The sequence below is a fragment of the Flavobacterium araucananum genome (assembly GCF_002222055.1).
GTDB lineage: Bacteria > Bacteroidota > Bacteroidia > Flavobacteriales > Flavobacteriaceae > Flavobacterium > Flavobacterium araucananum.
On record NZ_MUGS01000014.1, the window covers coordinates 237402 to 264032 of the forward strand.

A 26631-nucleotide genomic window follows, 5' to 3' on the forward strand; every position below is an offset into this window, starting at 1 on the left:
ATAAAAAAATAAATCATGAAAAATACAATCAAATTATTAGCATTCCTATCCTTTATAATAAGCAGCTGTCAGGCACAACAACTGGTACAAGTGCCAAATGACGCTTATAAATTAAAAACTAACGAACAAAATTTTATCAATAAACCGTTAAAAGATTTATTGAAAGAAATAAAACCTGAAGTAAAATTTGTGTTGGGAACAATAGATTCTCCATCCTACTTTACTTTTCGCTTTAAGAGTAGAGAAGAATTAAATAAAGCAACTACTAATTCAGGTACTATAGGACTTAACGTATATGTAAAAGAACCTTTAGATTGGCACTTTGATCAAAGATCTAAAGGAAATGAATACCAATGGACAAAAGAAGATCTCGTAAAATATGGTAATCTTACAGTAATCCGTATTAAAGTTACCGGAAAAGATTAAAAACAATTTAAATCCTCAATCAATTACCGATTGAGGATTTTTTTATGTCTTTTTACCACAACAGAGGTATATTATTCTGCTATGGCGACAATACAATCCCTTTTCCTGATTTTCTCGACGCCCCTGCTCTCCGAGGTTTTCTTACAAGCGCTGCGCAAATGTCTCTGACAAGGTATAAAAAAATTGCGCAAAGTCAGAGACATTTACGCAGCTTTTCAGTTGAACACTTCGGAGAGCTGGGGACATTTGCGCAGCTTTTCAGTTGATCACTTCGGAGAGCTGGGATTAGTTTCCATCATAAAACGTAAAACTAACGTATGCTATCTTTTTTTTATTTATTATAAATGCAGATATAAAAATTTATAAAATAACGTTCTGGAATAGTAACCAGTGATGAAATTATTTATCTAAAGTAAATTATACTTTTTGACCTTCTCTTTTTTATAAAAAACCCTTTTAAGTTTAGTAGAGATTTCTTTTAGTAGTCCAAACTGGAAATGTTTATTATATTCTTCGTAAGTATTTTTTTTTAAATTAAATTTTATGATGTCATTATCTTCAAATCTATTTTCTACATTTCTGAACAATCTATATTCATATTCTAAACCATCAGATTTAATCAATTCTTTTTTAAATTGAACTTCTTCGTTAGATTTTTTAATAACAGATGATAAAATATTTTTACTGTTGTACAAATAATTTACCTCCCAGTCATCTTTGTAATCACTAACTTGATTCCGGAACGTTACTATATCTGCTTTCAATATTCTATTATTATTTAACCTATATTTATTATTCGAACTAAAATCTCTTAAATAACTCATTTGATAAGGATAATCGCCTAACATATCATCTAACAAATCAACTAGATCTGCTATATTTTTTAGCTGTAATATGTTTTTTTTTAAGAATAAATAATACCCAGAATTAAAATAGTACTGATCTTTATTAATCTCAATTTTATTTTTTTGACTATAGAATACAATATTTAAGCTATCAACAGTTTTTTTATTTTCTACAATTAGAAACTTTACATTATTGGCTTTTTTTTCAGTTTTTAAAACAAATAAAATTGGAAATGAATTATCTAATCCATAATAAACTACAGAATCCTTTTTTGAATTGTATATGATTGAGTAAGATTGTAAGACATTGTCATCCTCATTTTCAATCCGTTTATCATTAACTAATGTTTTTATAATACTGTATTTATTTTTTATTTCTAATTTTTCATATTGATTATCTTTAACTTGTCCTGTTACTTTGGCAATATTAATTAACATTATTAATATAAATGTAAATGGTTTCATTTTTTTAGTTTTTAATTTCTTTCCAAAATATTGAGTATCCTGCAACTTTTGTAGCAACAAGTCCTGATGCTCTCTTATTTTTATTTTTATAAAAAAAGTCACCCGTTGTCCAATAAGTTTCATCTAAAAAATCAGCAGCAGGGATTTTATAAATAGCCTTATTACCTTTTTTTGATTCTTTGTGTGTATGGTCTCCTTTATCATTTTCAATATCATGTGATGATTTATAAGAAACTCCATTCGGATATTTTTCTTGTACATTCAGTACAAATCTACCATATAATTTTTTTTCAATTTTAACATAATCATACTCACCAAATTTGTTATGACCATTTTTTGTATTGCTGTCTGCTTTTAATTCTATCTCAATACCCCACGCTAAAAAATCAACTCCATCCCAAAATCTTGCACCATCAGTTAAATCAGTAGAAATATTAATCTCTCTTAATAACGCATCTATAACTCCTTTACGAGAATACTGTGAAATATTATCTTTTGCATCATCAGATAAAGGTCTTTTCTTATCTTCTAATTCAACAGATGAATATGTTGTCATTAACCTTGCTAACATATTTGTATTTTTATATTTTCCTTCATTATAGTTGGCGTGAGCAATATATAAATATTCATTTTGATCTGTTGAAAGACCTTCGTGCTTCACGATATTACAAATCTTTTGAAAATCTAAATGTGTCACATTCACATCATTTTCTTTCAATAATTTGGTATTATTGTAAGTTACAAAATCATTTCCGTTTTTATCTTTTTGAGTAGATTTTCCGTCGCAAACATATACGTCGTTTATAGTTCCTTCGTAATCAGTCTCATTAACTTTACCTTCAAAAGTACCGTCTTTATTATAGAAATGTCCGTTGATGTATATAATACGATCTTCTTCTTCTTGCGCAGGTCTGTAATAAACGGGTTCAGTTGGCTTAATCCAGGATACTTGCCAATACTTTACAAAATCTTTGGTGAGACCATAATTCTGGATTGCAGGCGAAAGCGTTAAAACAGTTTGCAGGCTTCCAGATCCAAAAGCATCAAATGTTTCTGAAAAAAACACGATATAAGCATCACTAAATTTATACTTTCTTATTGGGATATCTTGATCTCCTGAACCATAAAAATATATTTCGCCTTTTTCCATCCTATCGGTTTCCTGATGTACACCTTTTAGGAGGTTATGCCATAAAGCATAATCATTTTCCTGCGATACAAAACTTAAAGTTATCAAACCGCCCTCGATATAAGTACTTGGCACCCCAAATGCATCTACTTGTCTCTTATAATTCATGTTTGTCCATAATAAATCCCGTTCTTCCCCTAAAATAAATAGTCTGGCTGATGTCATAATCCTGTCTTTTAAAATATTGTAATTCAATAAATCTAACATTAGGATTATAAGTCACGAGCCACAAAAAGTTATTAAACTAACAGAATAAGGCAATTAATCGCCCTCATAGTAACTTCAATAGAAAAGATTCTCTCTCGCAAACGCTGAGCCTCCTACAAGAACTCTTAGGTGAGCGGAGAAGAAATGTTAACCGAATTTAAAAAAAATCTGCCTGATGTATAGCTATTATTTAAGTAGTGTATAACCCGCGGAATTCAGACCGTAATAATCCCAAAATATTTGCGTTAGCTATTAAAATTAAAACTTTATAAATCCTATGGAATACTCAAAAAATTACACCGTTGCAGACGCGCATATTGATGTACAAGGCATTATGGATGGCTTATATTATCCGTTTTATATGGAGGAATGCCGTCATGATTATATTAGGGAGGTTCTGAGTTTTGATTTTGTGCAACAGGCAGAAAATGGTGTATTTATGGTTTTATCAGAGTATAAGATCAAATTTATACGCTCGCTCAAAAAAGATGATAATTTTGATGTGACCTGTGCTGTATATACAGATGCTCAGGGATTACCAAGGCTACATTTTAAACAATCGATAATAAAAAACGGAAAAATAATGGCTTCGGCAGTATTTACAGGAACTTGTATTCCAGCAACTGGAGGAAGACCTTATTTACCTGAAGAGTTGAAAGCGAATTTTGCTGATGCCTCTTCATTAGAAGTTAAATAACTTTAACCCGTTGGGTGTAATTACTTCGTCTGTTCGCTTCGCTTGAGTCAAAAGAAATGTTTCTTTCACATCATAGCTAGGTATGTGAATTTTAAATAAGTGAAACGCCTTTTTTGAAGGTCCAAAGCTATGTTTCTATGTGTTAAAATTAATGATACCCAACGAGTTAACTATAATAAAGTAAAACTACAATTTACTTCATCAAAAATTAGCATACCATATTCTATCAGTAAACATGATTTTAGACTTAAAAAAGGCATTAAAAATCAACTACAAATTGATAATCAATGCCTTTAAAAATAGTAAAAGCTATTATTTTTTTGTTTTAAAAACTTTATAACATACAAAAAGAATCCCTAACCAAATAGGAATTAATTCTACGGATAACTTCATATCAGTGATCCACATGATGGACAAAATACCCAATAAAAAAACAAAACAGATGTAGTTACTTAGCGGATAAAATAAAGAGGGAAACTTAGTTTTTGTATTTTCCTTGTCTTTCGAGCGTCTAAATCTGAGGTGCGTATACGAAATCATAACCCAGTTAATAATTAAAGAAGACACCACCAGAGACATTAAAATACTAAAAGCCTCTTTAGGCATTACTTTATTGATTAAAATACAGATCGCTGCAAAACAGGACGAAATTAAAATGGCATTAATGGGTACTGAATGTTTGTTTAGTTTCATTAAAAACTTAGGTGCATTGCCCTGATCTGCCAAACCATATAACATACGGGAGTTGCTGTATACACTACTATTGTATACGGATAAAGCTGCGGTTAATACGATTAAGTTCAAAACATTGGCAATAAGGCGTGTAAAAAATATTTTGTTACCAAATAGCTCAAACTCCATCCCGTTAAGATTTTGAAAAACCATTACAAAGGGGCTACTATCTGTAGTAATTTGTTGCCAGGGCGACAAAGCAAATAAAATGATCAATGCCCCAACATAAAATATAAGGATTCTATAAATGACCTGATTGGTAGCTTTTGGAATGTTTTTTTCCGGATTTTCGGCCTCAGCAGCGGTGATTCCAATAAGTTCTAAACCACCAAAGGAGAACATAATAAGCGCCATTGCCGCTAACAAACCTTGAAAACTGCCATCAGTAGTTTTTTTAAAGAAACCCTTAGGAAAAAAGCCTCCATCATTATATAAATTATGAATGGTAGCATGTTCGCCTCCTGTACCACTTATAAGCAAGTACGTACCAAAAAGGATCATTGCAATAATTGCGACCACTTTTATGATCGAAAACCAAAATTCAGTTTCTCCATAAACTTTTACAGAGGCAAAATTCAGAGCATTAATAACCAGAAAGAAAAATAAACTGGATGCCCACAGCGGAATTCCAGGCCACCAAAACTGGACATAAACACCAATGGCGGTAAGCTCAGCCATACTGACTAAAATGTATAAAATCCAATAATTCCAACCGGATGCAAAACCGGCAAAAGAACCGCAATACTTATAGGCAAAATGACTAAAGCTTCCTGATACAGGCTCTTCGACAACCATTTCGCCAAGTTGTCTCATGATAAAAAAAGCGATAATTCCGGCAATAGCATAGCCCAAAATAACAGATGGTCCTGCCAGTACAGCCGCTGGACCAATGCCCAGGAAAAGCCCTGTTCCTATTGATCCGCCTAAGGCAATTAACTGAATGTGGCGATTGGTTAGCCCGCGTTTAAGCTGATTCTCTTGTATGTCTTGCTGTGTGTTTTTCACAAATTAGTTTTTTAAATGAGCTAAATGTACTCACAAATGTATAAACAGCGAATATAAGTTAAAAAAGAAATCCTGCCAAGTATGAAAATTATACTTGTGTTCCTGAAAGAGATTTTTTTAAGAAATTTTTAATTAGCCTCTCAAGGGTCAAAAGTCTACAATTTGTGGCGTTAGGCACATTTCAAGTCTTGATTGGCATAAATAGATTTGCAACCTGGAAACATAATTGACAAATTGTGAATTTCTTCTAACAAATCAACAACAACCTGTATTCTCCTTCATTTTCTATTGGGGCTCTATGAATACAAGGCAACACTTGTTGTTTTGGATGATCTACGGCAAGTCGCCAAAGATGCCCTAGTCCTAAATTAACTGGTTTTGCATCCTGATGCACCTGATAATGCAGATCAAAATAATTTTCTTCCAGAAAGTTCTCGAATTCTTCCGGTGGTCCGTCATACAACTCTTTGAGCTTTGTTCTAATTTCCGGAATTAGGATTTTTTGCTCGGCTTGCGAGTTAGAAACAATATCACTTGCTGCTCCGTGATAGGTACATAAAAAAGTATCTGTTGCAATGGGCGAACGATCAACATGAAACGAATAGACATCTGTCGCTATAAAATCAAATTCGTCATCACGTTCATAACACTTGAGTAAATTAAGAGAAGGCGAAGCGCCAAAATTCGTTAATAATTGTAAATCATTCAGGATTGTTTCTCTCGCTATATTCCCTTTTTCTGATAGTTGGAGCGCGATTAGATCTTCAGGATAAACTTCGGTTATGTTTTCTTTTAGAGATAACTGGGCTACAATCTCATTAAAATCACCATTCAAATGCCTGTACCAGCACAACGCATTCCTATCTCCAATAAAATTGGTATGTACAAGCTCAGAAAAAGTAGCGACTACGGCTATTTGGCTGTTGTCAAGAAATGTATTGCTCATAATATATAGTAAGAAGCTGGTTACTTCATGCGTTGCAAAATTATGCAATAGTAATCAAAGTCCCGTATTTACTAAGCTATAATATTAAAGGTTGCAGAGCCGCTCTGTTTTACTCCTAAATAAGTGGCTTGTGATTTTAGTACATACACTCAGATTATTTAAAAATGTTCATTTCTTCCTTATAAACAGGACTTTCTATGTTTAAAAAATTTAAAACACTATGAAAAACATGGTTTTGAGATACTGTTTTATTTGCCTTGAGTTGTTTCGAATTATCAGATACCCAAACTATAAAAGGGATTTGATATTGTTCTTTTGGGGCAAAACTTATAGGTACTCCATGCATGTACAGATTCTTTTCGCCTAAGGATTCTCCGTGATCCGAAACAAAAATCATGGCGCTTTTATACTCTTTTAACTCCTTTAGGTCTTCGATTACTTTTGATAAAATATAATCTGTATAAACAATAGTGTTATCATAAGCATTAAAGAGTTCTTCCTGAGAACATTTTCCCAGTTCGACACTATTACAAACGGGTTTAAAAGTTTCAAAAGCAGGCGGGTATTTCTTGCTATAAGTAGGTCCATGACTTGTACTGGTGTGCAATACAATCAATATTTTATTTTTTTTGCTGGACAAAATCTGCTCTTTTAATCCTGTTAAAAGGACTTCATCATACTCACACACTTGGCCTTTACAATCCTTTTTTAAAACATCTCTGTTTTGATATTTCTCTATATGCACCGGAGGTTCTCCCCAGTTTGTCGTTCTCCAGACCACTTCGACATTATTTCTATAAAGGTAGTTGGGTAAGATTTCATATAAATCATCAGAGTTGGTATGTTCCAGAATACATTTTACACCAGCGGTAGTATATGTAGCGCAGGAATTGGCATCAAAATGAAATAAATTGGGTATTTTAGAAAGCAGCGGATTGGTGTTTTTCTTATATCCGTACAGCGAAAAATTCTGGCTTCTGGCAGATTCTCCAATTACTAAAACAACAACCGACTTCTGATTGTCTTTTATTACTGCATTTGGCAGTAAAATTTCTTTTTCATTCTTCTTGTATTTATGAATATAAAAAAGCGAAGTGTTTACAGAATAGGACCACGGCATGGCAAGACCTCCCAATTGTTTCGAGTTTTTATCAATCCAGAGCCAGTTGCTTGCATTGGCAAATACCAAAACAACAATAAACAATAAAGTCAGAGAAGAAAGGGTTAAAAATTTCTTCAGGGCAACATTTATAATATCGACTTTTATGATATAAATACTGGGAATAATACCCAGAAAGATGATGTATAGTACCAACTTAAAAGAGAAAAAATTACTCGATTCTTCATAATTGGTATTGAGCACGTTCCCAATCATCGTTTCATCTATTATAACACTATAAGTATTAACAAAGTAAACTGCAATTGCATTGATCATAAAAAATAAGACCAATAAAAATTTTCCAAAATAACGGGAGAGCGAAAACATGAGGTAGAAAACAAAGGCGTTCAAAACCAACATCAGAATCACAAGACTAACAATTAAAACAATACCGTTGAGGCTTTTATAATCGATATGATTAAAAACATAGGTATAAAAAGGCAAATGAAAGAATACAAAATTCAAAATACTCATTAATAAAACAAAATGAGTTAGTTTTAAGTTACTTTTTAGCGTAAATGGCAGTAATTTCATATAGGGAAACAGTGGTTATTTTATATATCGAAAGGGCTAAACTAATGAATGCTAAATAAAAGATGATTAAATCTTCATTAATTATTTTGTTGATCAGGCAAATACCGCAAATAAGAAACAAAACCACGAATATTGGATAGTATTTTTTATTGTTAATCCAATTGAAGATTCTAAATTTTCGGCAGATAAAAATACCCAATAATCCTGAGATATATCCAATAATACTACCTATAATAACATCAAGCGGATGATGTGCCCCCACACCTACTCTGGTAAAGACAAGAATTGATCCTATAATCAGGATTGCAAAAATCCATAAAATTTTAGCTTTTAACTTTTTGGGCATAAAGGCAAACAATAAAACGGTAAGTATGGTAAAAATTGTAATGGAGTGTCCGGATGGTAAACTATTATGGCCGCATAATGTTTTTCCCACAATAAAAAAAGTATCATTATTATATACTGCTCCGGGTCTTGGTACTGCAAATATACTTTTGAGGGGACAAGAAAGCAAAATCGAAACTAGTAAACCTGATAGTAAAGCCTCCCAAAGTTTGGGGGCATAAACAATTAAAACACTCAAAAATGATAAAAAAACCACCGCATCTCCCATCTGGGTAAGATTGTATTCAAAACTTGGATAATGTCCCAAATGATGATTGATAAAATAAAATGTGCCTTTTTGAATTTGTACATACTGATCTGCATTTAAAGCATTTCGACTATACAAAAACAGAACAATAGCTGCCAGGAAAAATGCAGGAAGAAAAAATAGAAAAGGTTTAAGTCTTGAATAATTATTAATAATATACGTATTCATTGTTTTTACTGTATTAATATTTTTATTAGGTTCTCAAATAATTTCAATCTTAAAATATGGTTGTTCTTTGCCCTGAGTTAAAAATCATGAAAAGCACTAAAAACGATAATTCTTCTTACTTATGAACCGATCTATCTTTTTGGCAAAACAGTTAATAATTCATTAAATTTTCCGGCTGTAAGATTAATTAATCTCATTATTCTGTTCTTGCTTTATACTTTAACAAAAAGTAAAATAATTGGTCAATTTTGAAGAAATTTAGAATTTCTACGGTAATTGATTTTTTTTAACGAATAATTTCAATTCTATTAAAAAATTTAAACTGGAAATGCTTTGGCTTACGATCTACGATCTCATTTAGTTGTTTAAAAACAGCGTTGTCTCTGTGAGAGAAATACAAAATGAGTAGTTTAATCCCTTAATGATTATCAGACTTTCTTTATCTGGCAAATTATCAAACTTCCAGCGTTACAATCAATCTCTAAAAGTTTTATTTGTAATACAGTAAGACATAATAATATGTGTGAGATTTTTTAGATTTATACCCAACATCCAACCTTAAATCATTACTTTAGACTTTATTATAAAATAAATGCAAACCATTACTAATTCAAATTTTCTTCAAAATGTATCTATAAACTTGCACTATGAAAATTTTAATTATAGAAGATGAGCCTGAAATTGCTCAAAGCATCAAAAATTATTTTAGAACCAACGGGATCCAATGCGAAACGGCCGAAAGCTATAATCTGGCATTGCGTAAAATTGATTCTTATGATTATGATTGTATACTTCTGGATTTGATGTTGCCTGATGGTGACGGATTTGATATATTAAGGGAACTTAAAAGAAAAAACAAAAGTGACGGAGTTATTGTGGTTTCTGCCAAAGAAACTCTTGAAACGCGTCTAAAAGGATTTAACCTTGGTGCAGATGATTATCTGACCAAGCCTTTTCACTTATCAGAACTTCTGGTTCGCATGCAGGCACTTATACGCCGCAAAAATTTTAAAGGATGTAATAACATCATTTTCAATGAAATTGTAATTGACATATTATCCAAATCCGTAACGGTTAATAATAGAAAATTAGAACTGACCAAAAAAGAACTGGATCTGCTTCTTTTTTTAATAGGAAATGAAAATAAGGTATTACCCAAAGCCGCCATTGCAGAACATCTCTCGGGCGATATGGCAGATATGCTGGACAACCATGATTTTATCTATGCACATATCAAAAATCTAAAAAAGAAACTCCATCAGGCAGGAAGCGCTGATTACATCAAAACAGCGTATGGCTTGGGATATAAATGGGAAAATGAATAATAAAAAATTACTCAACAAAACAACCAACACCTTTCTTGCCTATGCAATCATTATTTTATTGATAGCGGCACCATTATTTTACTACATAAGCCAGCAACTTTATATTTATGAAACTGATGAAGTACTGCATTTTCATAAAGGTGCTTTTATAAAGGAAAGTCACCAGGATTTTACTCAAAAAGATATTGATTTATGGAACAAATACAATCGTGAAGTAATGATTGTACGTGATATGGGTGTTAGCAGCGATTCTATTGTAGGCAAAATGCTGTATGATTTTATTGCGAAGGAAAAAGAACCTTTTCGCATACTGTATGCTCCTGTAACTATAAATGGTAAAAAATATACCTACACCGAGAAGATAAATCTGGTAGAGATGGAAGGAATGGTCTTTAGTATTGCCTTCATGTTTCTTTTTATCATTATTATACTTTTAATAGGGATTATCTGGATCTCAAAAGCTACTGCCGTCAAAATCTGGAGTCCTTTCTATAATACGCTGAACCAGATTCAGGATTTTGAAATCGATAAAAATAAACCGCCACATTTTATCCCGACTGATATCGATGAATTTGACAGACTTAATAAAAGCCTTGAAAGACTGATTGAAAAAAATACAACCATCTACAAAAGTCAGAGAGAGTTTGTAGAAAATGCCGCTCACGAACTTCAGACTCCACTGGCATTATTTCAAACTAAAATTGATACACTCACGCAGCTAAACCTTAACGAAGAACAGTCTCATGTGGTTGCCTCTTTGAATATGGATGTATCAAGACTCAACAGGCTTAATAAAAACCTGCTGCTGCTCTCTAAAATTGACAACGAAAGTTTTCTCGAAAAAAACAGTATTGTCCTTAATGATTATATCACAAAACATTTAGACTTTTTTACGGAACAGGCTAATGCTAAAAAAATCAATATTATAACTCAATTTACTTCAACTTTGACTGTAACAGGAAATCCAGCCTTAACAGAGGTGCTCATCAATAACTTATTTTTGAATGCGATTCGCCACAACACAAAAAATGGTCAAATCATTATTGAAACCCTCGGGAATGAATTGATATTTTCAAACTCCGGACAAATCACTCCTTTAAAAATTGAGAAGCTCTTTAACCGATTTTCCAAAACCGATCATTCTTCTCCCGGAAATGGGCTTGGTCTGGCAATTATTAAAAAAATTATAGAACTTAACCATTGGCATATATGCTATTCTTTCGAGGATAATTTGCATCGTTTTAGCGTCAAATTTTAGAAAATTTAAACTTCGCATAGACCCAGCCATGACACTATATGGCTATCTTGCAAGAAGGGATTCAGTCCGGGTCATATCTTTTCTTCTATGAAATACTATCAAAACTATATTCGATTAAACTACTGCCCTTTATGGACTAATAAAGTTGAAAGTGCTATTAAAAATTTAGCCTTTATAATTAATTCGTATTAAATAACGGTAATAAAGATTCTTATTGATCCTTAAGTTATAATGTACATTTTTTGAAACTAATTATTTTAATTAAGATATTTTCGCCCTTATTGTTTCTCTTAAATTAAACTTTCTAAATTCTAAAGGCGAGAGACTAGTGTGTTTTTTAAAATATTTTACAAAATAAGAGTCATCATCAAAACCAAGAAAGTATCCAATTTTACTAATGTTGTAAGTGGTATCCAGAAGCATTCTCTGTGCTTCTTTTATAATCCTTTCGTGTATCATCTCAGATGGACTTTTATCCAATAACTGACTCGTCAGGTCAGATAATGTTCTGGAGGATATTTGCATAAGTCCTGCGTAGTCAGTCACTTTAAATCCTCTTTTGTAATTTTCATCTATCAGATCAACAAATTTCATTAATTTTGACTGCTTTTTATCCTCAGGTGCAATCTGGCGTCCATCAATTGTATTTGATTTTTTCCATCTGTACTGCACCTGGATCAAAAATACTTTGAGATAAGACCTTAAAAGTTCCTCATGGCTCGTCTCCTTTTTATTTGCCAGTTCATTTTTTATCAGGTCTAAATATTCATCTAAAATAAAGGTATCATCTGTATGAAGCAAACAATACGGACTTTTGCCAGTGTTAAACAAACGCTGTTTGAAAAAAGAGTCAATATCATTATTATTTTGACTCAGGAATTCTTCATTAAACTGAATTAAAACTCCGCTGTAATTGGTTTTCCTGTCGAAATAATGACTATCATTTTTAGTCAAAAAGAAAAGAGTATTTTCGTCAATATCATACGCTTTAAAATTAACAAAATACCTGCCGTTTCCTTTTTTAAACCAAATGATCTGGCAATAATTCTCAGCATGAACTTTCCTCCTTTTTTTGTCATATTTTTTTAAATAATTTTCAATTTCGTACAGCGAAAACCTTGCTGTATCCGGCTGATATTGATTTAGATGATATTCAGCAGCTTTATTAGGGGTGTCATTAATTTTTTGCATTGGCTGCGATTCATAAGTTTATAATTTGGAGCGCTGTAATGGGTTAGAAATTAATCCTGCAATCAGAGTTTTTAATTCTTTACCCGTATTACGACTTTACCTTTGGCACGACCGCTTTCTACGTATTTCAGCGCATCATTTGTTTGTTCAAAAGCAAATACTTTGTCTACTACAGGTTTAATAACTTCGGCTTCAATAAGCTTAGTAATTTCCTGTAGTTGGTTTCCTTCTGCCCTCATAAAGAGAAAGCTAAAGTTGATGTTCTTTTTTTGAGCCTTACTTCTTGTGCCAAAACTAAGTAGCGTTATAATCATTCTGATATACCATGGTAATCCCATATCTTTTGCAAATACGGGTGTTGGCGGACCGGAAATAGAGATAACCTGCCCGCCCGGTTTTAACACGTTGAATGCTTTTTCAAGTGTTTTTTGGTCCTGACTGTTTACTACCACATCATAATCTTTAAGTATATGTTCAAAATCCTGCGTTGTATAATCGATAAGTACATCAGCACCAAGGTTTTTTAGTAATTCAAAACTTTTTTTACTGGCTGTTGTGGCAATGTTTGCCCCCAGATGTTTTGCCAGCTGTATCGCTATAGTTCCCACACCACCTGAACCTGCCTGTATAAATACTTTCTCCCCTTTTTTTAATTGGGCATGCTCCATCAATGCCTGCCATGCCGTAAGCGCGACCAACGGAATAGATGCCGCTTCATCCATAGAAATGTTTACGGGCTTAAATGCCACATCCTTTTCATTTATGGCAATAAATTGGGCAAAAGTTCCTACATGATAATCCTCAGGGCGAGAATATACTGCATCACCAACTTTAAATTTCTTAACATTTTTTCCCACTGTAGTCACAACTCCGGCAACATCGTGACCAAGGATCATAGGTAGTTTATAAGGAAGTATCAATTTAAACTCTCCTGTTTTAAGTTTTGAATCCAGAAGGTTAACACCTGCTGAATGCACTTCAATCAAAACATCATTGTTTCCCACAACGGGAGTTGGAACATCTGCAAGTTCAAGACCTCCTTTTGTATATTTATTTATAATAAATGCTTTCATTTTAATTTTTTAAAAGTTGATAGCTTTTCTTCGGATTAATTAATTTATAAGCCGTTTTTGGAAAAAGCCTGTTGATGAGGTTAAATAGTTTTGCGTCGCCTACACGTATCGTATAATGTTCTTTTTCCAGCCCCGTGATGAGACCTTTTACCATTTCTTCGACAGATATTTTTTTATCATTTCGGTCAGTAGTCATTTGTGTAGCCACTAGCGGTGGGATCAGTTCAAATATTTTTATGTTACTGCCCATGATTTTCAAATGTTCACGTAGCGATATGGTATAAAAAGCGAGTGCTGTTTTTGAAGAAGAATAGGTCGCTTCTAATAGTGATGGGGCCTGACTAAGAATTGATGTTGTATTTATTATTGCTGCTTCTTTTCTTGATTGAAGCATGTTCATAAAGAGATTATTAAGCCTTACTACTCCCAGATAATTTACTTCTATTTCGTAGGCAGCGCCATCAGTATGTTTATCATTTGCAATACCTAAATTGGATGGTGGTACAAGTACAGCCGCATTATTATATAAGATATCGATACCGCCCAATTCTTTTACTTTCGAAAAAAGAAATTTTGCATCTTCATTATTTGCTACATCACTTTGGATTACTGTGATAGCAGGATATGCTTTTTTTACAGCATCAAGTTTTGCCTGATTTCTTCCGGTGATAATTACTTTAGCCCCAATTGTCAAAAACTGTTTTGCAGCTTCGAGCCCAATACCTGATGCTCCACCGGTTATTAATATTGTTTTTCCTTGTATGTTCATAATGATATATTTAAAAAGTTGTTTTTTTATAAATTTTCTATATTTTAGACTTTTTGGTCTATTTTATAATATACTTTTTAGTCTATTTTAAGTCAAAAAAAAATTATATGATGTATTGTTCTAATTCAGACTTAAGACTTTTAACAAGTCCTTGCATTGGTTTTGCTGTGCCCATAACTCTGCACATTACAATACCTCCTTCGACTGATGCTACCAATTTAAAGGCAAAAACAGCAGGGTCCAGTTTCCCGGAAAACTCACCTATATTAATTCCCTCCTGAAGTAAACCGACTAATTCTTCCTGACCACTTCTAAATACTTTGGCAACTTTCTCTTTTATAAAAGGATAATTATCATCTGCTTCTACGGCAGTATTAAATATAGGACAACCACCGGAAATATAAGTTTCAATTGGGTTTTTATAAAAATCCAAAAAGGCAAACACTTTACCTTTTATAGTTTTTGCTGTATAAACTTCTGCTCTGATTCTGTCTGAAACCATTTTCAACGACAAATCAATAACTTGCCCTGATAAATCTTCTTTGTTTTCAAAATGACCGTAAAGACAACCCTTTGTAAGTTTTGTAGCTTCGAGGATATCATCAATATTGACACCCGAGATACCTTTTTCATTATAAAGTGGTACAGCAGTTTCGAGTATAAATTGTTTTGTTCTTTCGGCTTTACTAAGCATTGTTCATTAATTAGACTGCAAATATACTAAAAAGTATATTTTAAAATAAAATTTAACAATAAATTTTGTTTTTTTTATTTATCAATTCTAAATCTATTCACTTCGGGCTCAGTCAATTCGATAGTAAGTTTAAGCATAGTAGAACTTGTTTGGTTTAAAAACAAATTCTTTTTATTGAAAAAGGATTACGAAATATTGCATCTCTTTTTATAAAAGCACATAATTCTTAATTTTTTAAATCCTGTTCGCTTTTTTTTATAATATTTTATCAATATCATTTTTAAAACCTAAAAATAATACACAAAATACATAAACAGGATTTTTTTGTACCAAAAAACGTACTTTTTTATACCCTAGCATAACTCGTTATTAATCAACTTTGTAACACTAATTACGAAGTATTTAACGAGCGTAAATGTAATTGGTAATGCACAATAATATATAACCACAATGCCAAGTTTACTATCTATTATTTTATTAACCTTTAACCTTTTAAAAATGAAAAAATTCTTAAAATTAACAAGTTTACTGTTTATTACAGCTCTTGTATTTAATTCCTGCGAAAAGGAACAAAATTCAAATGTGTTGCAAAGCACTAACAAAGATGAGCTACCGATCGTAAACAACGACGTGTCGCAAAACACTAATAAAAGCGCAGCAGCCAGTGCAGCATTAGCAGGTGGTGGTGCCGGAGCCAGAACGATCACCTTAAAAACCAATACCCTAACCTGCCCCGGTGGTTTGTGTACCTCGTTTGGCGTTTGGTCAGAGGGTGTTTACACCGTTTGGTTCCAGATGAAATTTAATTCCGGATTTTACTGGAGCAGAGGCGGTAAATGTGGATATGGTATACTAATTGGCGATCAGAATACCGGTGGAGACCCGGGATGGGATGGCAATGGCGGTAGTGCCCGATTTATGTGGTATTGTCCCAACGGATCAAACACTGCCAAAGGAAGCGGAGCTTATCTTCAACCTTACGTATATTACAAAGATCAGCCCGGGCAATTTGGTAATGATTTTGGAAAAAAATATTACATACAAGAAAATGTAACCTATAACTGTCAGATATCTGTTAAGTTAAATACAGGGTCAAATACGGATGGATATGTCAAATATTATGTAAATGGTACAGAGGTACTAAATCAAACAATTCGTTGGGTAACTAATGATTCTAAACGAAATGTAAATGCAGTAAGTCTGCACACTTTCCGTGGTGGTAGTCAGGATTACTGGACAGCTCCGGTAACAAGTTCTATTTATTATCCTAGTGCATCCTGGGATGCCCAATAATATTTATACTTTATAAACAATATAGTAGTAATAAATAAAAGCCCATTTCTCACGAAATGGGCTTTTTCTATGGTTTTTAACTCAGGGAGCTTTGCTGTATTTTTTGAAAAGATTTAACGCCAACCCAGTTCAGGTGCAATGTATTTTAGTATAGACGACAGCACATGTACATTATATTCAACACCCAATGTGTTGGGTATAGTCAACAGCAATGTGTCTGCTTCCTGAATAGCTTCGTCCTGAGCCAACTCTGCGATAAGTTTTTCCGGTTCTGCAGCATAGCTTTTTCCAAAAATTGCCCGTTTATCACTTTCGATATTACCAAAACTGTCCGATCCTCTGCCCTGATCGCCAAAGTAGTATTTGTCCTGATCGTTCATCAGTGCAAAAATCGAACGGCTTACTGAAACTCGTGGTTCCCGCTGATGTCCGGCTTTTTTCCAGGCTTCCTTATATATTCTAATCTGTTCTGCTTGTTGAATATGGAAAGGTTTCCCATTTTCGTCATATTTCAGGGTAGAACTTTGCAGGTGCATACCGTTTTCAGCCGCCCAAACAGCAGTAGCATTAGAGGCTGCTCCCCACCAGATTCGTTCTCGTAATCCTTCAGAATATGGTTCAAGGCGCAATAAACCCGGCGGATTAGGAAACATAGGATTTGGGTTTGGCTCGGCAAATCCTTCGCCTTTAAGTCTTTCTAAAAACTCCAAAGCTTTTTTGCGTCCCATATCAGCATCCGTTTCGCCTTTTTCAGGTTCATAACCAAAAGAGCGCCAACCGTCAATAACCTGTTCCGGAGATCCCCTGCTGATTCCTAATTGTAAACGTCCTTCTGAAATTAAATCAGCAGCACCGGCATCTTCTACCATGTACAAAGGGTTTTCATAGCGCATGTCTATAACGCCCGTTCCAATTTCTATTTTGCTGGTTTTAGCTCCAATTGCCGAAAGCAAAGGAAAAGGCGACGCCAACTGTTGTGCAAAATGATGAACCCGGAAATAAGCGCCATCCAAACCAATTTCTTCGGCAGCGACCGCCAAATCAATAGATTGCAGTAGTGTATCGCTTGCTGTACGGGCTTTATAGGAAGGATGATTTGCCCAATGTCCAAAAGATAAAAATCCTATTTTTTTCATATATAGCATTGTTGTTTACTAACCCGTTGGGTGCAATTACTTCGTCTGTTCTCTTCGCTCGGGTCAAAAAAACATTTAACACATAGAAACATAGATTTTTTTAGCTAATAAGAATTCAAAAAAGAAATACATTTCTTTCACATAGCAGACTATGTGTATTTTAAAAAGCGAAACGCCTTTTTTGATGGTCAAAAATCTATGTTTCTATGTGTTAAAATTAATTACAACTAACGGGTTTATTTATTATTCCAAATATACGCATCATTATTGAGTATTTCTAAACACTATTCCTTTTATGGAAAAGTTTAACTCTAATGAAGTAAGCTACTTTTTTGATTATAATCGTTGTTGCTCTTCAGTCTGACCTTCTTTCTTTTTGTTGACCAAATTCTGGTTTCCAAAATTATAACGAAGCCCTAATCTAATACTTTGGGTGTCACCATAAGAATTAAAATAATTGTATTGGTTGGCATAATCAGTAACAACTGTTTCTTTTTCACCACGGTAGATGTCCGATAATATCGCATATATTTCTCCATTGCTTTTCCATATTTTCTTGCGGATAGCCGCAGAAAGGTTAGAAGTCTGGCTGAAAACAAAAGTACCTTGTACGGATGACGAATTATATTGAAAGTTTAATTCTGCAGTTAAGTCTTTCTTTTTGTTCAGTACAAAACGATTGCTAATGCTTGTGTTATAAGTGGGCTTTCCGTTTTTATAGAAATTACCATCCCTGCCCTGAAAACGGTCTTCGACATAACTCAATCCTGCCTGAATTCCGGATTCCCAGAAATCATACAAAGTAAGGTTTGTATTAAACTCCAGCCCAAAAGCAAAATCCTTTTTTATATTCGTAAAATGATAGACCAACATGTTGGTTTCATAGTCCTGATAAGAGATTTCCATCGAGGGATTTTTTTCAAGGCGGTAAAAAAGATCAAAATTGTATTTACTTTTCAGCGTATAAAGCAAATTAATATTATGGCTAATAGTAGGCAGCAATTTGGGATCACCCATAAAATAGGAATACGAATTATAATAAGAACGGAACGGATTTAGCCTGCTGTATTGCGGACGTGTAATTCGCTTGCCGTACGAAATGCCTATTTCATGACCCTCTACAGGTTTATACAGTCCATAAAATGTTGGAAAAAGCTTAAAATAATGCTGTTGATTAACCTCAAAAGTCGTAACCGAATTTCCTTCCAGACTTGTATATTCGCCACGCAACCCCGCTTTAAGGCTCCACTTTCCAAATTCTTTATTATAACTCGTGTAACCCGCCAATATGGACTCATCATAAAGATAAAGACTGGTTCTGTTAGGGTTGTTGACAAAACTGCCATTGATTTCGTCTTTGTAGTCAAGGTTACTTTGGGCTTTTACGTTTCCAAATTTTAGTCCTGCTTCGAGCGTGCCATTATTTTCATTCGAATAATCTGTCTGAGCCGAAAAAAGCTGAATATCCTGTACATTATCACTAATAAAACGTGTGGTGCGATAAAGGCTTTGTTCCGGAAGCGAAAATGCAGAATTGATATCCTGACGTTCCTGACGCCAGTATTTTGTATAATCTGCCGTTACAGACATTTTCTCTTTTGCGCTAAACAAGTGGTCAAAAGACATATTATAAGCATTGTTTCTTAACGGATTTCTTCGGTTGTTTCGGGTTACATAAAGAGAATCTACAGCGCCATTGGCACCATAAATAAACGTAGGTACTGTAAAGTCTCCCTGCTGCCTTGGTGTCATTAATCCGGTACCACCACCAGAAATGGTATTAAGCGAATCAATTTCATAAGATGCCTGCAGGCGGTAAGAATGCTGTTCTAACGACTTTGTCTTGCGTTTCATGATGCTTTCCCAACGGGAATCGAGCGAACCATCCTCTTTTAAATAATGCACAACATCTTTACCTTCATTGACATATACACCAGCTCCAAAGCCATACCTTCCGGCAAGAGATAATTTTTCTCCTTTATAAAACTGGTTTACAGATGCAATACCTTTAGGATATATGGATTGTATGTATGCAGTGTTTACAGAACCTTTGTAACCTAATGACAGATTCTTTTTTAGTTTAATGTTTAAAACTGCACTTCCCTGTGCTTCGTATTTTGCCGGCGGATTGGTAATAACTTCTATCGATTTTACCTCTTCTCCGCTCGTATTTTCTAAAAACTGCTTTAATTCTTCGCCACTTAGATAAACCTTCTTGTCGTTGATCGTTACTAAGATGCTCTGGCTGCCGCGAATACTTATTGTTCCTGTAGATCCGGTCATTACACCCGGAGTTTTGCTTAAAATTTCCCAGGCATTGTTTGAAGCAAGAGAGGAGTTTTCTACCGCAAACTCAAGTCTGTCTGTCAGCCGTTTTACAATGGGCCTTTTGGAGGTAATTGTTACACCGTCCAGATTATTCGAAATTTCTTTTAAAGAAAGTATCCCCAAAAGTGTATCTTTTTGGACTGTTATCTTTTTGTAATACTCCTCAAAACCAATTGTTTTTACTTGAAGCAGATAATCGCCTTTTGCTACACCGCCAAAGCGAAATTCTCCGGATTCATTGGTCTGGGCCTCCTTATAACGCACAGAATCATTTGCCTGCAAAAGCAAGACCTCTGCAAAAGGTACGGCTTGATGAGAGCCGTCGACTACCTTTGCAGATAGGGAAATCTCTTGCGAATATCCCGCAAAAGAACCCAACAACAGTAACATGATTAATTTTTTCATTGATGATTTATTTGATGCAAAGCTCTGTAAATCATTTTCTAAAAACGGTTAATACAGGGTTAACGAAGGGTTAAACACCCCAAGATGAAGAACAGATTGTAAACACAAAAAAACTTTTGATAAAGACATTTTAGTCCAGACACGGGTTTGTCTGACTTATTGTTTCTAAATTTGGTTAACGTAGGGTTAACGGGGTTATTTTTAAGCTGAAAAAGCTTAAAATGCAATAGCTTTGTCTCCATAAAACAACTGATTCTCTTTGCGGATCAAACACTGACGACAGATGAAAAGAAAAATAATGCTCTTAATTGGTGCCTGTGTCTTTACGGTAATAGCCCTGGCTACAATTCAAGGCTATTTTATCTACAATACCTACAAATTATATGAAAAGGAAATAAACAGCTCCATAAAAAAACAAATCGCGCGTCTGGAAGATACTGAAGAATGGGAAAACCTGAATGATGCCTGGACAAGACAATCAAAAAAGTATGTCAAAGAATATGTAAAAGGAAATGTGACAAAGCAAAATTTTACCAAATACATCAGAGACAACAAAGATTCGCTTTCGAGAGCCATGAATATCTATATGAAAAAAATGGTTCAGCCTGAAGATTATGATATTGATTATTCTATTTATCTCAATTCTATTGCGCTAATCAATCATGAGAAAACCGATATTTTTTTTAAAGGCAAAATACTAATCTTAGCCAATGATACCCTAAAAAAGAACCAAATCCTCTCGTCTATGGGACGTTGGGAGACAAAAAACAATGAAGACGAATTTACAATGATTGTAAAAAGTGACCGCTGCTATAGTTTTGATGAATTGCAGCAAACCATTATTTCTAAAATGGCAAGCTTGTTAATCTTTTCAGTGGTATTGATGACTTTTGTCGTTTTCCTGTACTATATGTCCCTAAAAAACCTGATCTCGCAAAAACGAATTGCCGATATCAAGACAGACTTTGTCAATAATATTACACACGAATTTCAAACGCCACTCGCTACAATGGATATTGCCATCAAAACATTGCAGCGAAAAGACGGGCAAATGAGTGCGGAGCATTATAAAAGTACGCTCGCCATGATTGCAAGGCAAAATGAAAGACTGCAAAAATTGTTTCGTCAGGTAACAGAAGCTTCCGTCATGCCTGTTGCCAATAAAGAAACTATTCAGGTTACCAGTCAGGAAATTAATAATATGATAGACGATTTCAAGCTTTCGAAACCAGATGTAGCGATTGATTTTACATGTCCAAAAGAAGCTTTTGTCATTTCGATGGATCGTTTTCATCTCAATACCATTCTGATCAATCTTTTAGACAATGCCGTAAAATATGGCGCTATAAAAGTTGAAGCAGATCTGAGAATAACAACCGGAAACTTTATTCTATCTGTAAAAGACAACGGAAAAGGCATTCCTGTTCAGGAACAGGTTTCTATTTTTGATAAATTTTACAGGGTCGAAAAAGGAAATATTCACAATAGCAAGGGTCTTGGACTTGGATTGTTCTACATCAAACAATTAGTGCAAACGTATGGAGGAACCATTACTGTAAAAAGTGAGGAACACAAAGGGTCATTATTCACCATTACAATTCCAATATGAAACAACATATTTTATTAGCAGAAGACGATTTTGATTATGCTTCTATATTAAAACAATACCTTGAATTTTCAGGGTTCAGGGTTACGTGGGCAAAAGATGGTAAGGAAGCCTTGAAAATTTTTGCAGATACCAAACCGGATATCTGTATTTTGGATGTCATGATGCCCCACATGGATGGCTTTACGCTTGCTGAAAATATTATTGACAAATATGCCGAAACGCCTTTTCTCTTTTTAACAGCAAAAAGCTTTAAGGAAGACAAAATCAAAGGACTGCGTCTTGGCGCTGATGATTATGTAGTGAAACCTTTTGAAGTCGAAGAATTGATTTTGCGAATTCAGAACATCCTGAAACGAAGCCAAAAGCCTCTTGCAATACATAGTCCAGAATCGATGGTATTTTCTATAGGAAGCTATGTTTTTGATGGCGCTAATTATACTCTTTCTCATGAAAAAATTACGCATCGTATTACCGAAAAGGACGCACAGCTGATTCGGTTTTTATATGCCAATAAGAACAAGCTGGTAAAACGGGAAGACATTTTAAAAGAAATCTGGGGCAATGACGACTTCTTTTCAGGACGAAGCATGGATGTTTTTATTAGCCGTCTTCGAAAATATTTTAGCGAAGATCCGGATATTTCTATTCCCAGCGTAAGAGGTCTGGGCTTTAAATTTACCAGCAAAGACGAATAAAAACTTAAAACTTTTACTTATGAAAATTATTTTAATAGTAGCACTCCTGACTTGGGGCACTCTGGTTCAGGCACAAACAGCAGAAGCTACTTCCGGAAAAACGACAGCAGTTGCAAAAGCAACTCCTAAAGCAACAAAAACGACAAGAACCTCCGTATCTGTTTCGGTTTCTAACTCAGATAATTATTATTCTTTACTTGCAAATTTTGATACTTTTAAAACCAAAAAAATCGAAAAATTATTAGCTGATAACTTAGACAACAACCTATTATCTACCGATGGCGGCAGCAAAATCTGGAAAAAGGAAAGCAAAGGCGAAACCGCTTATTCTTTTATATTAAAAGAAGAAAAATTAAAAGTAAGTATTGATAAAGAATTAGTTTCTAATGAAACCTTTGAGAAACTAAAAGCTTTGGGAGAAAAAATTTCTGAAACACTTTCAGAAAATTAAGCGTTACTTTTTTAGATTAACTGGGATAAAAGGCTGCTAAGGATTTTTAGAAACAGGAAAATAGATGTCAAATGTAGAACCCATATCTATCTCACTGCTTACAGAAATAAATCCTGAATGGTTCTCTACAACTTTTTTTACAATAGCCAGACCAATGCCGGTACCTTTGTAATCAGAGTAATTGTAAAGGCGCTGAAATAATTTGAAAATTTGATGCGTGTATTGCGATTCAAATCCTATACCATTATCGCTAATAGCAATATGGCAGTATGTCGTTTCGGGAAGCAATTCAGGATAAGAAAATAGTTTCCCTTTTTTTAGCGCACCGTTTATAGCTATTAGCGGTGTTCTGTGGTTGGCTGTAAATTTTAATGAATTACTCAAAAGATTAACAAATACCTGCCGGATTTGAAATTGTACAGCATCAATAGTAGGAAGGCTTCCATAAATTATCTCCGCTTTTTTATCTACTATTATATGATCCAGCATCTCTATTACTTCTTTTACGACCAAATTTAAATCGACTGCTGTAGTATTTGTGTGCGATTTGCTAATTCGGGAATAATCCAGTAAATCGTCTATTAATTCTCTCATTTTTGAAGCTGATACAAGAATACGCTCCAAGCCATGCTGTCCGGAAAACGAGAGATTTTTATGTTCATCTGTCGATAAGCGGCCTGCAAAAGTTTGTATTTTACGCAAAGGTTCCTGAAGATCATGACTGGCAACATAAGCAAAAGCTGTCAATTCTAAATTGACGCGAACTAACTCGGCAGTTCGTTTTTCCATTTCCTGATTTTGCTGTAGCAATTCCTGGTTTGCCAATTGCAACTCTGCTGTTCTTTCCTTTACGGCTTTTTCCAGAACCCTTTTCTCTTGTAGCTGTTTGTGTATTTCGGTTGTGCTGCCTACCCACATCCTCACATTTCCATCTTCATCCAGTATTGGACTTGCAATATTTAAGTGCCACTTATATTTGCCTTTTTTATTCAGGAAGCGCATTTCCATTTCAATCGTTTTTCCTGTTTCAGCAGCAAATTGCAACAGCGTCTGAAATTCGGGCACTTCATCAGGATGCATGATATTATGGTAACCAAAACTTTTGAGTTCTTCAAAATTCTTGCCGGTATAATCGAGCCAGTGGCGGTTAAAATAAGTGACTTCACCATCTGCATTTGCATTACTGATTTTTGCAGGAACCAGATCAGACATTCTTCTGAATTTTTCTTCACTGGCTTTAATTTTCTGATTAGCCAGTGCATGAATCGTAACTTCGGCAGCAAAAATACCAACTCCGTTAATTACTCCATATCCATCCCGCTGTGGCTGCAGCATAAAATTATAGTACTCCTGATTCATGGTATCATTGCGCAAAATATTCATGGGCGTTTCTATGGCATTGTAGATTTTACCCTTGTGGTACACTTCTGCAAAAATTTCGCGGTAACCCTGATCTATAAGCTCCGGCATTACCTCAAAATAAGGCTTGCCTATAACTTCTTTTCCTTTGCCAAAAATAGCAAGCATGGCATCATTGGCAATGGTAATTATAAATTCTTCACCATACAATATTCCAACTGCCGATGGAGAGGAATAAATCAGGTTATGATACTGGCTCTCTGATTTTTGTGCTGCCTGACGTGCAATTACCTGATCTGTAACTTCATGACCAATCGTAATTACTCCAATTATTTTTCCGTCAGTATCGCGGTGGGGCTGGAAAACAGCGTTAAAATAACTTTCTTTAATAATTCCATTATGGTTTAATCGGGCAAGTATTTCCTTTTTCTCAATTGCGACTCCTGTCTCATAAACAGCTGCAAATATTTCCGGAAAGGGCTGATCCCTGACTTCAGGATTGAGTTCTGTCATGAATTTTCCCTCTACAGCATCGCCTTTACCCCAGATTTTTTTCATAAGACTGTTTGCATACACAATCTGCATCTCTTTGCCAAGCATAACCGAAACAGCGAAAGGCGAATCTGACAAGAGCGAAAAATAGCGTCTGTCACTATCTGTCATTCCTTGTAAAACATTTTTATCGCTAGGGTTCATTGGTTAGGGTATATTTATTTTAAAACTTATTCAATATTATACTAAAAAACACTTCATATTAATACAATAACAAATATACAATATGAGATTGTACTTACAGCGGTATGTTAGATTCTATTCATCCTACTACTCTGGTTGTTGGAGATTCGCAAATGGCCGACACTCCTTTTTGGGGTAAATTTAAGGTGCAGCTTGAAACTAAAAAAGAATAAGTTGTACCGGTTATTTGTAGGATTTAAAAAAGTCATAGGCTCTTTTCTCTGCATACGAATAGGTCGAATTGCGGAGCGGAAAAGCACAATGTCCGCCATACTTAGGCGTTTCGAGATACACATAAGCACTGTCTCTTGCGATAGCTCTGGGATAACATCGTTCGCCTAAAAAAGGATCATCGAGCGAATTAATGATCAAAACGGGTGTCGTAATATTTTGAAGAGAAAATTCTGGAGAAACACGCTCATAATAATCATCCCGACTGGCAAAACCATGTAGCGGCGCGGTAAAGTAATGGTCTACTTCATCAAAAGAAGTAATATTATCAATTTGATCGCTGTTTATAAAATCAGGAAACTGTGCGGCTTTGTGTTTCAGTTTTCTTTTAATATCAATTGTAAAATTCTTTAGATAAACCCTGTTAAACCCTTGTTTGAGTATCTCTGCACTTGTTGCAATATGTGTAGGTACCGAAATCGATACTCCTGCCTTGATGCGTTCATCGATTTTTGTCCAGCCAAAATAATTCAGCAGCTGTACTCCTCCCATCGAATACCCAATTAAGTAAACATCTTCGAATCCTTTTTGCAAAACAAACTGAACCACATCATCCAGGTCATCAACTGCGCCGTGGTGATAAAGTCTTGGCAAACGGTTCATTTCGCCCCCGCAAGTTCGATTATTCCATGCAAAAACCGAAAAACCTTTTTCCTGAAAATAACTCGCACAGCTATTATTGTAAGTTCTGCGGGAATCTCCTTCTAAACCATGACATAAAATAACTGCTTTTTTAGGATCGTTGATAATAAAATCGATATTGATAAAATCGCCGTCGCTTAATTCATGTTTTTGTCTTGTATATCCCGGAACTTCAAACTTTTTAAACAAAGCAGCATAAATAGTAGAAACATGCCTGTTTCTATGCATAATCGAAGGAAAATTATATTCTGATTGTTCAATTACTGGCATGATACGAAAAGTTTTTGGTGCGGTATACAAATCTAAGAAGATTTCGCTATTTTCGACTACATAATAGCTGCCTTTTATAAGCTCTGAAAAAATAAGATACAACAAACCTGATTTTGACTACTGCAAACATGGTTTTAGCTAC

The 26631-nt window shown here is 34.4% G+C and carries 22 protein-coding genes; 8 read left to right on the forward strand and 14 right to left on the reverse strand.

Translation table 11 applies throughout. From position 1 onward, the window contains the following. Positions 1-15 precede the first annotated feature (15 nt). The gene (locus tag B0A64_RS09775) at positions 16-426 is read left to right on the forward strand and encodes a hypothetical protein (RefSeq protein WP_089479315.1); all 411 of its coding nucleotides are present in this window, start codon (positions 16-18) and stop codon (positions 424-426) included. Between the two features lie 407 nt (positions 427-833). Here B0A64_RS09775 and B0A64_RS09785 read toward each other — a convergent pair whose 3' ends face one another. Both B0A64_RS09785 and tssD read right to left on the reverse strand, forming a co-directional pair. Next, positions 834-1736 (reverse strand): hypothetical protein, encoded by a 903-nt coding sequence (locus tag B0A64_RS09785; RefSeq protein ID WP_123875903.1) that lies wholly within the window; start codon positions 1734-1736, stop codon positions 834-836. A 4-nt stretch (positions 1737-1740) separates the two neighbouring features. Beyond that, positions 1741-3090 (reverse strand): type VI secretion system tube protein TssD, encoded by a 1350-nt coding sequence (tssD, locus tag B0A64_RS09790; RefSeq protein ID WP_123875904.1) that lies wholly within the window; start codon positions 3088-3090, stop codon positions 1741-1743. A gap of 319 nt (positions 3091-3409) precedes the next feature. On the opposite strand from tssD, the gene B0A64_RS09795 reads away from it, so the two are divergent. After that, a complete protein-coding gene (locus B0A64_RS09795) occupies positions 3410-3829 on the forward strand; it encodes an acyl-CoA thioesterase (protein WP_089479319.1) in 420 nt (139 codons plus the stop codon). A gap of 312 nt (positions 3830-4141) precedes the next feature. Here the strand turns inward: B0A64_RS09795 and B0A64_RS09800 are convergent, their stop codons facing one another. The 4 genes from B0A64_RS09800 to B0A64_RS09815 form a co-directional block, all read right to left on the reverse strand. Continuing rightward, positions 4142-5566 (reverse strand): amino acid permease, encoded by a 1425-nt coding sequence (locus B0A64_RS09800; protein ID WP_089479320.1) that lies wholly within the window; start codon positions 5564-5566, stop codon positions 4142-4144. Positions 5567-5813: 247 nt separating this feature from the next. Continuing rightward, positions 5814-6512: a DUF1826 domain-containing protein gene (locus B0A64_RS09805; RefSeq protein WP_089479321.1), complete on the reverse strand. Its 699-nt coding sequence runs from the start codon at positions 6510-6512 to the stop codon at positions 5814-5816. A 154-nt stretch (positions 6513-6666) separates the two neighbouring features. Next, on the reverse strand, positions 6667-8205 hold the full coding sequence (gene eptA, locus B0A64_RS09810; RefSeq protein WP_089479322.1) for a phosphoethanolamine--lipid A transferase EptA: 1539 nt from the start codon (positions 8203-8205) through the stop codon (positions 6667-6669). Next, complete coding sequence (locus B0A64_RS09815) at positions 8174-9025, reverse strand: phosphatase PAP2 family protein (RefSeq protein WP_089479323.1); 852 nt, start codon at positions 9023-9025, stop codon at positions 8174-8176. The genes eptA and B0A64_RS09815 overlap by 32 nt, the downstream gene beginning before the upstream one ends. Positions 9026-9672: 647 nt before the next feature. Between B0A64_RS09815 and B0A64_RS09820 the strand changes: the two genes are divergently transcribed. Together B0A64_RS09820 and B0A64_RS09825 are read left to right on the forward strand one after the other, a co-directional pair. After that, a complete protein-coding gene (locus tag B0A64_RS09820; protein ID WP_089479324.1) occupies positions 9673-10350 on the forward strand; it encodes a response regulator transcription factor in 678 nt (225 codons plus the stop codon). Beyond that, positions 10319-11608 (forward strand): sensor histidine kinase, encoded by a 1290-nt coding sequence (locus tag B0A64_RS09825; RefSeq protein WP_244285387.1) that lies wholly within the window; start codon positions 10319-10321, stop codon positions 11606-11608. Before B0A64_RS09820 ends, B0A64_RS09825 begins: the two co-directional genes overlap by 32 nt. A gap of 261 nt (positions 11609-11869) precedes the next feature. On the opposite strand, the gene B0A64_RS09830 is transcribed toward B0A64_RS09825, so the two are convergent. From B0A64_RS09830 to B0A64_RS09845, 4 genes are all read right to left on the reverse strand, one after another. After that, the gene (locus B0A64_RS09830) at positions 11870-12799 is read right to left on the reverse strand and encodes an AraC family transcriptional regulator (protein WP_089479325.1); all 930 of its coding nucleotides are present in this window, start codon (positions 12797-12799) and stop codon (positions 11870-11872) included. A 71-nt stretch (positions 12800-12870) separates the two neighbouring features. Continuing rightward, positions 12871-13872, reverse strand: coding sequence for an NADP-dependent oxidoreductase (locus tag B0A64_RS09835; protein WP_089479326.1), 1002 nt, complete (start codon positions 13870-13872; stop codon positions 12871-12873). A gap of 1 nt (position 13873) precedes the next feature. Further along, a complete protein-coding gene (locus B0A64_RS09840; RefSeq protein ID WP_089479327.1) occupies positions 13874-14641 on the reverse strand; it encodes an SDR family oxidoreductase in 768 nt (255 codons plus the stop codon). Positions 14642-14744: 103 nt separating this feature from the next. Continuing rightward, the gene (locus B0A64_RS09845) at positions 14745-15335 is read right to left on the reverse strand and encodes a TetR/AcrR family transcriptional regulator (RefSeq protein ID WP_089479328.1); all 591 of its coding nucleotides are present in this window, start codon (positions 15333-15335) and stop codon (positions 14745-14747) included. Positions 15336-15833: 498 nt separating this feature from the next. Here B0A64_RS09845 and B0A64_RS09850 point away from each other — a divergent pair, with 498 nt between their 5' ends. Continuing rightward, positions 15834-16628, forward strand: coding sequence for a polysaccharide lyase (locus B0A64_RS09850; RefSeq protein ID WP_089479329.1), 795 nt, complete (start codon positions 15834-15836; stop codon positions 16626-16628). Positions 16629-16741: 113 nt separating this feature from the next. Here B0A64_RS09850 and B0A64_RS09855 read toward each other — a convergent pair whose 3' ends face one another. Continuing rightward, positions 16742-17764 (reverse strand): LLM class flavin-dependent oxidoreductase, encoded by a 1023-nt coding sequence (locus tag B0A64_RS09855; protein ID WP_089479330.1) that lies wholly within the window; start codon positions 17762-17764, stop codon positions 16742-16744. A 336-nt stretch (positions 17765-18100) separates the two neighbouring features. Beyond that, positions 18101-20497, reverse strand: coding sequence for an outer membrane beta-barrel family protein (locus B0A64_RS09860; protein WP_089479331.1), 2397 nt, complete (start codon positions 20495-20497; stop codon positions 18101-18103). Between the two features lie 283 nt (positions 20498-20780). Between B0A64_RS09860 and B0A64_RS09865 the strand changes: the two genes are divergently transcribed. The 3 genes from B0A64_RS09865 to B0A64_RS09875 are packed head-to-tail and all read left to right on the forward strand — an operon-like array spanning position 20781 to position 23252. Next, the gene (locus B0A64_RS09865) at positions 20781-22106 is read left to right on the forward strand and encodes a sensor histidine kinase (RefSeq protein ID WP_089479332.1); all 1326 of its coding nucleotides are present in this window, start codon (positions 20781-20783) and stop codon (positions 22104-22106) included. After that, a complete protein-coding gene (locus tag B0A64_RS09870; RefSeq protein WP_089479333.1) occupies positions 22103-22801 on the forward strand; it encodes a response regulator transcription factor in 699 nt (232 codons plus the stop codon). Before B0A64_RS09865 ends, B0A64_RS09870 begins: the two co-directional genes overlap by 4 nt. A 19-nt stretch (positions 22802-22820) precedes the next feature. After that, complete coding sequence (locus tag B0A64_RS09875) at positions 22821-23252, forward strand: hypothetical protein (protein ID WP_089479334.1); 432 nt, start codon at positions 22821-22823, stop codon at positions 23250-23252. 36 nt (positions 23253-23288) lie between these two features. Here the strand turns inward: B0A64_RS09875 and B0A64_RS09880 are convergent, their stop codons facing one another. Beyond that, complete coding sequence (locus tag B0A64_RS09880; protein ID WP_089479335.1) at positions 23289-25307, reverse strand: PAS domain-containing sensor histidine kinase; 2019 nt, start codon at positions 25305-25307, stop codon at positions 23289-23291. A gap of 222 nt (positions 25308-25529) precedes the next feature. Then, positions 25530-26489: a YheT family hydrolase gene (locus tag B0A64_RS09885; protein WP_089479383.1), complete on the reverse strand. Its 960-nt coding sequence runs from the start codon at positions 26487-26489 to the stop codon at positions 25530-25532. Positions 26490-26631 lie beyond the last annotated feature (142 nt).

Coding starts and splice junctions, on each gene's coding strand:
- B0A64_RS09775 (WP_089479315.1), top strand. CDS start 16: ATGAAAAATACAATCAAATTATTAGCATTCCTATCCTTTATAATAAGC.
- B0A64_RS09785 (WP_123875903.1), bottom strand. CDS start 1,736: ATGAAACCATTTACATTTATATTAATAATGTTAATTAATATTGCCAAA.
- tssD (WP_123875904.1), bottom strand. CDS start 3,090: ATGACATCAGCCAGACTATTTATTTTAGGGGAAGAACGGGATTTATTA.
- B0A64_RS09795 (WP_089479319.1), top strand. CDS start 3,410: ATGGAATACTCAAAAAATTACACCGTTGCAGACGCGCATATTGATGTA.
- B0A64_RS09805 (WP_089479321.1), bottom strand. CDS start 6,512: ATGAGCAATACATTTCTTGACAACAGCCAAATAGCCGTAGTCGCTACT.
- eptA (WP_089479322.1), bottom strand. CDS start 8,205: ATGAAATTACTGCCATTTACGCTAAAAAGTAACTTAAAACTAACTCAT.
- B0A64_RS09815 (WP_089479323.1), bottom strand. CDS start 9,025: ATGAATACGTATATTATTAATAATTATTCAAGACTTAAACCTTTTCTA.
- B0A64_RS09820 (WP_089479324.1), top strand. CDS start 9,673: ATGAAAATTTTAATTATAGAAGATGAGCCTGAAATTGCTCAAAGCATC.
- B0A64_RS09825 (WP_244285387.1), top strand. CDS start 10,319: ATGGCTTGGGATATAAATGGGAAAATGAATAATAAAAAATTACTCAAC.
- B0A64_RS09830 (WP_089479325.1), bottom strand. CDS start 12,799: ATGCAAAAAATTAATGACACCCCTAATAAAGCTGCTGAATATCATCTA.
- B0A64_RS09835 (WP_089479326.1), bottom strand. CDS start 13,872: ATGAAAGCATTTATTATAAATAAATATACAAAAGGAGGTCTTGAACTT.
- B0A64_RS09840 (WP_089479327.1), bottom strand. CDS start 14,641: ATGAACATACAAGGAAAAACAATATTAATAACCGGTGGAGCATCAGGT.
- B0A64_RS09845 (WP_089479328.1), bottom strand. CDS start 15,335: ATGCTTAGTAAAGCCGAAAGAACAAAACAATTTATACTCGAAACTGCT.
- B0A64_RS09850 (WP_089479329.1), top strand. CDS start 15,834: ATGAAAAAATTCTTAAAATTAACAAGTTTACTGTTTATTACAGCTCTT.
- B0A64_RS09855 (WP_089479330.1), bottom strand. CDS start 17,764: ATGAAAAAAATAGGATTTTTATCTTTTGGACATTGGGCAAATCATCCT.
- B0A64_RS09860 (WP_089479331.1), bottom strand. CDS start 20,497: ATGAAAAAATTAATCATGTTACTGTTGTTGGGTTCTTTTGCGGGATAT.
- B0A64_RS09865 (WP_089479332.1), top strand. CDS start 20,781: ATGAAAAGAAAAATAATGCTCTTAATTGGTGCCTGTGTCTTTACGGTA.
- B0A64_RS09870 (WP_089479333.1), top strand. CDS start 22,103: ATGAAACAACATATTTTATTAGCAGAAGACGATTTTGATTATGCTTCT.
- B0A64_RS09875 (WP_089479334.1), top strand. CDS start 22,821: ATGAAAATTATTTTAATAGTAGCACTCCTGACTTGGGGCACTCTGGTT.
- B0A64_RS09880 (WP_089479335.1), bottom strand. CDS start 25,307: ATGAACCCTAGCGATAAAAATGTTTTACAAGGAATGACAGATAGTGAC.
- B0A64_RS09885 (WP_089479383.1), bottom strand. CDS start 26,489: ATGCCAGTAATTGAACAATCAGAATATAATTTTCCTTCGATTATGCAT.